The sequence below is a fragment of the Kitasatospora sp. NPDC001683 genome (assembly GCF_053596495.1).
Map to the genome: position 1 here is coordinate 1 of NZ_JBSFGK010000047.1, position 8,939 is coordinate 8,939.

Here is an 8,939-nt window from a genome sequence, read left to right on the forward strand (position 1 = left end):
CGCGGGGGGGGGCGGGGGGGGCGGGGCGCGGGGGGGCCCCCCCCGTGGGCTCGCCGCGGGGGGGGGGGGGGGCCCCGCCCCCCCCGCCCCCCGCCCCCCCCCCCCCCCCCCCCGCCGAGTGGCTTACCAGCCGCCGGTGAGCGTGTAGGGCGCGGTGAACGTGCCGTCGCCGTTGCCGGCCCAGATCATGAGGTTGCCGGTGGCGTCGTCGCGGCCGATGAGGTCGACCTTGCCGTCTCCGTTGAAGTCGGCGGCCGCGGTCTGCGTGAAGTACCAGCCGTCGGTGAGCTTGTTGGGCGCGTTGAACGACCCGCCGCCGTCGTGGAGCCACAGCTCCAGGTTCCCGTTCGCGTCGCGGGCGAGGATGTCGGCCTTGCCGTCGTTGTTGAAGTCGGCGGCGCGGGTTCCGGTGAAGTTCCAGTCACCGGTCTGGACGTGTGGGGCGCCGAAGGTTCCGTCGCCGTTGCCCGGCCAGATGTAGAGGTTGTTGTCGGTGCCCTTGGCGATGAGGTCGACGTTGCCGTCTCCGTTGAAGTCGGCAGCCGCGGTCTGCGTGAAGTTCCAGCCGGTGGTGACCAGGTGCTTCGAGGTGAACGTCCCGTCGCCGTTCCCGTACCACATCCACAGGTTCCCGCTCGCGTCGCGGGCGATCAGGTCGGCCTTGCCGTCGTTGTTGAAGTCGCCGGCGGTCGTCTCGGTGAAGTCCCAGCCCCCGGTGAGCACCTTGGGCGCGTTGAAGCCGCCGCCCGCGTCATGGACCCACATCATGAGGTTGCCGTTGGAGTTGTCACGGGCGATGATGTCGGCCTTGCCGTCACCGGTGAAGTCCGCGGCCGTCGTCTGGGAGTAGTGTCGGGGGCCGTAGATCATGCGCCATTTTGTCTCGGGGCCGTTGAAGCCCGGCATACAGGCGACGGTGGAGTCACCGACGATCTTCAGGTAGCAGCCATTTGGGCTGGCGAAAACCGTCCAGGCGCCAGCCGCTGAGGTGTATTTCCAGCTCAGGGCGTAGGTGTTGTTGCCGCAATTGACGGACAGGGCGTCGCTGTACGAGTCCGTCGCCAGGCAGATGCCGCCGCCGGTGAGAGGGGCCCTGGCCGCGTCGATGAGCCAATTCTGGTTCCAGATCGAGAAGAACTGGTCGTCGCTGGTGCCGCAGTCGTGGGCTTCGAGCTGCTGCGGATTGTAGTCCGGGGATGCCTCGAGGCACAGGCCGGTCGCCTGGTTCTGGATCTCGAAGTAGGGGCCGGGATAGACGTAGGCGGAGGCCTGGCCGACAGAGAACGACAGGCTCGCCAACAGCAGGGCGATAACTGTGGCGGCGGCCCTGATCCGGCGAATTCGTAGTTTCTTGATTTTCAAGTGTTCCATCCTCTGAGCTATGACCGTCGCGAGAGCCAGTCCGAGGCAGTAGTGGCGGCCGGCCTCGACGCGAAGGTCGAGCGCCCTTCCCTGGGACGGCCTTGGGCGAGCGTCAGGCGGCGAGTCGTCCGGTCCCACACGACAGGTAGGCATGCGGCAGCCCGGATCGTGCGGCTCGGCCAACACCGGTTGCCGCGCAAGGACCTGGTCGTCGCGTGGTCTGGACAGAGACTGACAGGACCTACCAACAACCGCTTAACAACTCACCAACAACCAGCAACGGGCCGTCCCAGGCGGCAGAGCAACCATTCCGGTCCCGGTGCGCTCCGGCCGCGCCTCGCCGTGCCGCCCCCGTCCCTTCAGATATGACGGGCCACCGGGGCCTGCTTGATGATCGGCCCCGCCAGCCGGTCCCCGGCCGGCTCGATCGCTCATGCCCCCCTGCTGTGGGCGTTTTCGATGCTGGCGAGGACATCATGTGCGTCGCTGAGCCAGGCGGTCATGTGGTGACGGTCGGCGAGGTCGATGGCTTGGTGGACGCGGGTACGGGCGTCGTGCCACTCGGCGAATCGGGTGTGGGTACGGGCAGCGATGACCAAAGTGTCGGCGACGAGGGCGATGTCGCCGATCCGGTCGAGGGTGTCGAGGGCCTCGCGGAGTGCGGCGAAGGCTTCCTCACGTCGACCGAGCACGCCCAGCACATCGCCGAAGTTGGCCAACGTGATGGCAACGCTGGAAGCGTCGCCGTGGTCGCGCCACAGCGCGAGCGCCTCGCGATAGCGCGCACTCGCCTCCGCGTGCTGCCCGGCCACCCGCAGGGCGTCGGCCAGGGAGCTCACCAGGATCGCGGTCAGCCGCCCGCCGCCGCCGCTGCGCCGGTGCAAGTCGAGGGCCTCGCGCACGTGGGCGAGCGCCTGGTCGGCCTGGCCCTGGAATCCGTAGGCCAGCGAGAGGTTCGAGAGGACCGCGACCCTGCCCGCAGGTTCGTCGAAGAGCGTGAGGGCCGTCCGCAGGGCCTCGATGGACTTCTCCAGGCGCCTGGCCATCCCGTGGCAGGCCCCCAGGTTGCGCAGCACCCAGGCACGGCCCAGCCGGTCGTCGTGCTGCTCGGCGATGCGCAGCGCCTGCTTCAGGTACTCCTCCCACTGGCCGGTCCACCAGTTGTTGCGCATGTAGCCGAAGAGCCACACGGCCAGCCGCCAGGCCAGGTCGGGGCGCGGGCCGTTACCGGCCCGACCGATCACGTCTCCGATGTTCGCCAGTTCCTCACGGCACCAGGCCATCGCCTGCGCCTCGTCGGCGAAGACGGGCAGTGGGGCAGGCGGTTCCTCCTCCAGCCTCGGCGGCAACGGGCCGCCTTCGCGCATGCTCAGGCGCGCGCTCTCCAGCGCGAGCGCGTACCACACGCCAAGGCGCAGCCTGGCCGCCTCGCGTTCCTCGGCCGGCTCGGCCTCGTCGGCGCGTTCGGCGGCGTACTCGCCGAGCAGGTCGTGAAAGCGGTAACGCAGTGGGGCCGGGCTCTGCAGCAAGTGGGCGTCCACCAGGAGTTCCAGCAGCTCGCCCGCCTGGGTGGGAGAGCGGTGCAGCAGTGCTGCGGCGCAGGCAGGGGTGAACACCTGCTCGGGCCACAGGCCCAGCATCCGGAAGGCGCGCGCCGCCTCGCGCTCGGTGGCTTGCTCGCTGTCGCGCAGCGCGAGGTAGCTGGAGGCGAACGTCGCGCGCACCTCCCATCGCCCTGCGGTGAGCGCCGACAGACGCCCGGGCCCGCCCTCGCCGAGGCGGTCGGCCATGACGCCCAGCGGCCAGGCGGGGCGGGCGGCCAGGCGCGCCGCGACGATCCGCAGTGCCAACGGCAGCCCGGCACAGGCCGCCAGGATCCGCATCGCGCCGTCCAGGTCATGCTCCACGCGCTCGACCCCGCACGCCGCGGACAGCAGTGCACGCTGTTCCTCGATGTCCATGGGCGCCAGCGGGACGTGGTGGGCACCGGGCAGGTCGGGGAGGGCAGCGCGGCTGGTGACGATCACCGCGCTGGCGCCGGTGCCGGGCAGCAGCGGCAGGACCTGGTCGCTGTCACGGGCGTTGTCGAGGACGACAATCACGCGCTGGTCGGCCAGTGTGGTGCGCAGCAGGGCGGCGCGGTCGTCGGTGTCCTCGGGCAGTGGCTGCGCGCTCGCGCCGGCCCCGGCCGGGTGCAGGTCGGCCAGGAGGGTGGCGAGCACCTCGTGGGGCGGGCGCGGGGTTCCGGCGCCAAAGCCGCGCAGGTCGACATGGAGCTGCCCGTCGGGGAACTGGTCGCGCAGCAGGTGGGCGGCGCGCACTGCCAACGCGCTCTTGCCCACGCCACCCATGCCCGTCAGCGCCACCACCCGCGGGCCTGCGCCGTCTGCGGTCCGCTCCAGCAGCTGGCACACCTGCCGCAGCTCGCGCTGACGGCCCGTGAACAGCGCGGTGTCGGCTGGCAGCTGCACGGGAACCGGTATCGACCGCTGCCGCACCACCGCCTCCTGGGGCGTGGGTGTGGCCTCGGCGCGGCTGGCCGTAGCGGCTTGCGAGTCGTGGGCATCCCGTGCCACGACCTCCACTGCCTGCGCGCCGGCGCGGACGGACTCGGGAGCCGTGGTGCGCAGTTCCAGCAGCACGGGGTCGGAGGTGAGCACCTGCAGGTGCACGCCGCGCAGCGCTGGACCGGGACCGACACCGAGCTCCTCGGAGAGCGCGCTCCGCACCGCCTCGAACGCCTCGAGTGCCTCGGCCTGGCGTCCGCTGCGGTACAGCGCGGTGACCAGCTGAACATGGAGTGCCTCGTGCAGCGGGTGGCGGGAGGCCCACCGGCTGAGCTCGGGTGTCACCTCGGCGTGCCGGCCCAGCTGCAGTTCGGCCTCGAAGTGCCATTCCAGCGCCTGCAGGTGGGTCTGGCACAGGTGTCTGACCTCCGACTCCAGGGAGTGCAGCTCCGGCAGGTCCGACAACGGCTGTCCTCGCCACAAGGACAGAGCCGCGCTCGTGTGGTGGCTCACGTCCTGCCAGTCATGCTGTGCGCGGGCGGCGCGGGCACGCGCGAGCAGCGCGGTGAACTCCTGGACGTCCAACTCGCCGTCGGCCACCCGCAGCAGCAGGCCGTACGGAGTGGACGACAGCCGCGAGGCGCCCTCGGCGCTCAGCACCCGCCGCAGCCGCCCCACGTGGTTGTGCAGCGAGGCAATCGCAGTGGCAGGCGGCTCCTCACCCCACATGGAGCTCTGAAGGCTACTCAGGGACACCGTCCGGTTGGCCTGGAACAGCAACGCAGCCATCAGAGCGCGGCGCTTCGGACCACCCAGCGGCAACCCACAATCACCCTCACGAGCCGAGAGCGGGCCCAACAGGCCGAACCACATGACTTCACATCCCCCCGTAACCATATGGTGACGGCCCTGGCGTTCGCCTCTCCGAGGCGAGGCCGAGGCCCAGCAAGCCAGCCGTCTTGATCGAAATTCTCACGGGTGGCATTCGGACCGCTTGCGCGGCGCGCCGCAACGCCTGGCTCTGGTAGAGCGGCACGCCCATCGGGCGACTGCCGTCCACTGTCCGTGACAAGCGGACGGACAGTCGGCTCTCGGGGCGCAGCATGCTGTCGAAACCGCTCACGGCGGCCATCCACCTCACCGATCCACCCCCCAGCGCCTCACCTGACCAGCCACAACGTGATTGGGCCCTCCGCCACCGCGAAGGGCCCAATCACGTTCCCGAAAAGCAATGTGGCCGGTGACCGATGCAACACAGGGGTGCAACACGACCTGTGTTGCACCCCCTGATCTGCGCTTTTCCTCCCCGGGTCCGGGATGCTCTGAGCGCCGGGGACGCGCAGGCCCGCGCGGGGCTGGCTGGCCGAGGACCGTCCGGGGATGTTCAGTGCGGTCGCCGGGCGAGCCGGCGTCTCATGACCATGCTCATCGACCACCGAACAATCGCTTCCGAGGTGTCGGTTCGGGCTTCGTAGTCGCGGACGGGGCGGCGTGAGCGCACCAGCCATCGTTGAAGGGCGGGCGGCGGGGTCTGGCAGTGGCGGCGTGCTCGCGTGATGAGGCGTTGGAGAGCGCGGAGGCGGGCGGCCGGGTGCGGGCGCAGGTGTCGACGCGGGCCGCGCGGATCGCCGACCTGGTCGCCTCCGCGAAGCCCGGCGAGCCGGTGACCGGGTACGCGACCTACGCGTCTTTGGAGCGGATCGTCCAGGCCCACCAGCTGCACGGCCTGCCCGCCTGGGACCTTGTGGTCGTCGACGAGGCGCACCGCACGGCCGGCTCGGACGGCAAGGCGTGGGCCGCCGTCCACGCCGACGACCAGGTACCCGCCGTCCGGCGGCTGTACTTCACCGCCACTCCGCGCATCGCGGACGACCGGCGGGCGAAGGACGGCCTGGCCGACCTCGGCGCCGGCGCCGACGGAGCCGGCCGCGAGGGCGCGGAGCAGTTGCCCGTGCTGTGCTCGATGGACGACGAGACGATCTACGGCCCGACCGTCTACACCTGGACCCTGGGCCAGGGGATCGAGCACGGCTACCTCGCCGACTACCGCGTCCTGGTCCCCGTCGTCACCGACGAGGACCTGCGCGACCTGCTCAACCTGCCTGCCGTCGCCGACCTGCGCACCCAACGCCCCAACGAGGACCTGCTGCGCCTGGCGTTGCAGGTCGCGGTGCTGCGCGCCGTCGCGGACCTGGACCTGCGCCGCGTGATCACGTTCCACTCGCGCGTGTCGGGGGCGCGGGAGTTCGCCGCGGACCTGCCTGCGGCGGCCGCGCTGCTGAAGGACGCGGAGCGGCCGGAGCGGATCTGGGCGAAGGCGGTAGCCGGCACCGACCGCCTCAAGGACCGGCGGGCGGCGTTCGCGGAGTTCAAGGCCCACACCGGCGACGACGGCGAAGAGTGTGGCATCCTCTGCAACTCCCGGCTCCTGACGGAAGGAATCGACGTCGCCGCGGTCGACGCGGTCTGCTTCGCCGACCCCAAGTCCTCAGTGATCGACATCGTCCAGGCCGTAGGCCGCGCGCTGCGCCAGTCCTACCGGCAGGGCAAGGTCTCCTGGGTCATCATCCCCGTCTACCTGCCCACCCCGGTGTTCGGCGACGACACCGCCGGCGCCGACCCGGCCGAGGTGAAGGACGCGGGCGAGGCAGTCAAGGCCGAGGCCGATACCGAGATCGAGGCCAGCTCGTTCCGGACGATCTGGCGCGTCCTGCGGGCCCTGGCCGCGCACGACGCCCGCGTCGTGGGCCATATCACCGAACTGCGCGCCCGCCGCGCCCAGCCCCAGCACGCCACGGCGCAGGCCTCCGAGGAAGGCGAGGTCGCCGAGGCCGGGCGGGGCGAGCAGCCGCCGGCGGTGGTGGAGTCGCCGATGGAGTGGCTGCGGATCGACGCCCGGCGCCACGCGGCGCGGATCCTCCAGACGGTGAAGTTGCGGGCGTTCATCCCGCGGGCGGCCGAGTGGCAGCGCATGCACGCCGTCGCCGCCGCCTTCCACCTGGAGCACGGCCACCTCGACCCCACCGACAAGACGGAGCAGGGCGAGCTGGTCTCCTGGCTGGACCGGCAGCGCTACCTGAACGGCCAAGGCCTGCTCGATGCCGCGCGGGTCTCGGAGCTGTACGCGCTGGGCATGATCTGGTCCAAGCACGCCAACGCCTGGGAACGCGGCTACGCCTACGCCCGTGCCTGGGCCGCCCACCACGGCCACCTGGCGATCCCCTCGACGGAGAAGCTGGACGGCTACGCGGTAGGGGCGTGGATGCGCCGCCAGCGCAAGGCCGAGGCCCTCGGTGCCGACCAGGCGGCGAAGCTGGACGCGCTGGACGAGCTGTGGCGCCTGGAGCCGGACTGGAACCGCTCCTACCGGCGCCTGCTCGCCTACCTCGCCGCCGGCGGCACCCTCGACGGGCCCGCCAACCGCACCGGCGGCGAGGCGGACCCGGCGTTCCGGCCCGGCGCGTGGCTGCGCAAGCAGGACAAGGTGCGTAGCGACGGGAAGCTGACCGAGCAGCAGGCCGCTCTCCTGGACGCCCTGCGGGCCGCCTGAACGGCCGGGGTATGCGCGGAGGGGAGCCACGTCCGGGCCGGCTCGAAGCGGATGTCACGCGGACCGCTGGTTGTCTTCGTCTCCGTTACGCGTTGTATTCTCATGGCGTCGGTCCGCTACGGTGGTCGAGCGACTACGGCTCCCCCCTTTCCGTAGTCAGCGGCGGGTGCGCATCCCAGGAGTGGGGCTGCGCGCCCGCCGCTAAGAACAGCACGACCGGCCGGCAGACCCGACCGCGTTGCCCCGGTGCTCCGGCGTGCCTGCCGCACCGGAATCCGCTGCCCGCCTGCCGGTGGCTACTGCACCGCCGCATGGGACCCTCCGCCGGGAAGCGCTCCTGGGATGCCGGGGCCGCTTTGCGGGGGCTGCCGGTTCACCCGGTGGTGGGCGGCTGTTCCTCGAGTTCTTCGAGGACCTCGACCGAGGGGACCATCACGATGTACGCGCCGTTGACGTCCATGCTCGTCCACCAGGTGCCCCGGTCCACCCGCCGTCCGGCGAGGCGCCTGGAACATCACCTCCTCTTCCCCCAGTCGGAAGACCCGCCGGCGCCGTGGGTGCACCGCCCCGGCATCGACTTCACCCCAGGCGACCGCCGTGCCCGTCACCGGGGGACCCGCAGCTGATCGTCTCGTCATCCACCGCTCATCAATGTGTACGACGCCTCCTTTGATGTGGACGCTGGCGTTCGGGATGCGCTACGGCTGGTACTGGAAGGTGGCGCCGTTGCTGGTGCCGCCCGGGGAGTGGACGGTGACGGTGACCGGGCCGACGGCACCGGGCGGTGAGGTGGTGACGACCATGGTGTCGGAGACCGCGGCGAAGGACGCCGGGGCGGTTCCGAAGAACACGGCGTCGGTGTAGGTGAGGTTGCTTCCCCTGATCAGGACGTCGTCGCCGCCGGACACCGAACCCTGGGCGGGGCTGAGGGAGCTGATGACGGGCAGCGCGACATAGGTGTAGTAGGCGTTGCCCAGCCCGATGGTGCTGGTGCCGCCTGGTGTGGTGGTCGTGACCAGGACTGTCCCCGTGCCGGCCGGGGCAGTGGCGGTGACCTGACTGTCGGAGATCACGGTGACGTTGGTGGCTGCGGCGGACCCGAAGTGCACGGCGCTGGTGAGAGCCAGGCCGGAGCCGAAGATGGTGACGGTGTTCCCGCCACCACTCGGTCCCATGGTCGGAATCAGGCCGGTGACGGCGGGGGCCGCGACGTAGAAGTAGGGCAGCGGGTTGCTGGTGCCCGCCGAGGTGGTGACCGTGACGTTGACCGACTGCGCCGCTCCCGCGGGTGCGGTGACGGTGATCTGGGCGGCGGTGTTGGCGGTGATCGTCGCGGCGTGCGTACCGAACAGCACCGAGGTCGCACCCGAAAGGCCGGTGCCGGAGATGGTCACGGTGTTCCCGCCGCTGGTCGGCCCCTGGTTCGGGGTCAGGCTGGTGATCACCGGCAGAACCGTGTAGGTGAAGGCCACGCCGTTGCTGGTGCCTGCCGGTGTGGTGACCGTGACCTGGACCGTTCC

General features: G+C 71.1%; 4 protein-coding genes. 1 reads left to right on the forward strand and 3 read right to left on the reverse strand.

All coding sequences use genetic code 11. From position 1 onward, the window contains the following. Positions 1-123 precede the first annotated feature (123 nt). Together ACWCYO_RS24075 and ACWCYO_RS24080 are read right to left on the reverse strand one after the other, a co-directional pair. The gene (locus ACWCYO_RS24075) at positions 124-1,500 is read right to left on the reverse strand and encodes an FG-GAP repeat domain-containing protein (RefSeq protein WP_270150547.1); all 1,377 of its coding nucleotides are present in this window, start codon (positions 1,498-1,500) and stop codon (positions 124-126) included. A gap of 293 nt (positions 1,501-1,793) precedes the next feature. Beyond that, positions 1,794-4,598: an AfsR/SARP family transcriptional regulator gene (locus ACWCYO_RS24080; protein ID WP_449785344.1), complete on the reverse strand. Its 2,805-nt coding sequence runs from the start codon at positions 4,596-4,598 to the stop codon at positions 1,794-1,796. Between the two features lie 835 nt (positions 4,599-5,433). Between ACWCYO_RS24080 and ACWCYO_RS24085 the strand changes: the two genes are divergently transcribed. Then, entirely contained in the window at positions 5,434-7,419 is a 1,986-nt protein-coding gene (locus tag ACWCYO_RS24085) for a Helicase associated domain protein (protein WP_449785345.1), read from the forward strand. Between the two features lie 698 nt (positions 7,420-8,117). Here the strand turns inward: ACWCYO_RS24085 and ACWCYO_RS24090 are convergent. Continuing rightward, on the reverse strand, positions 8,118-8,939 hold an 822-nt coding region (locus tag ACWCYO_RS24090; RefSeq protein WP_449785346.1), incomplete at its 5' end, for an IPT/TIG domain-containing protein.

Excerpts from the sequence above, each read along its gene's own strand:
- ACWCYO_RS24080 (WP_449785344.1), bottom strand. The coding sequence starts at position 4,598 with ATGTGGGGTGAGGAGCCGCCTGCCACTGCGATTGCCTCGCTGCACAAC.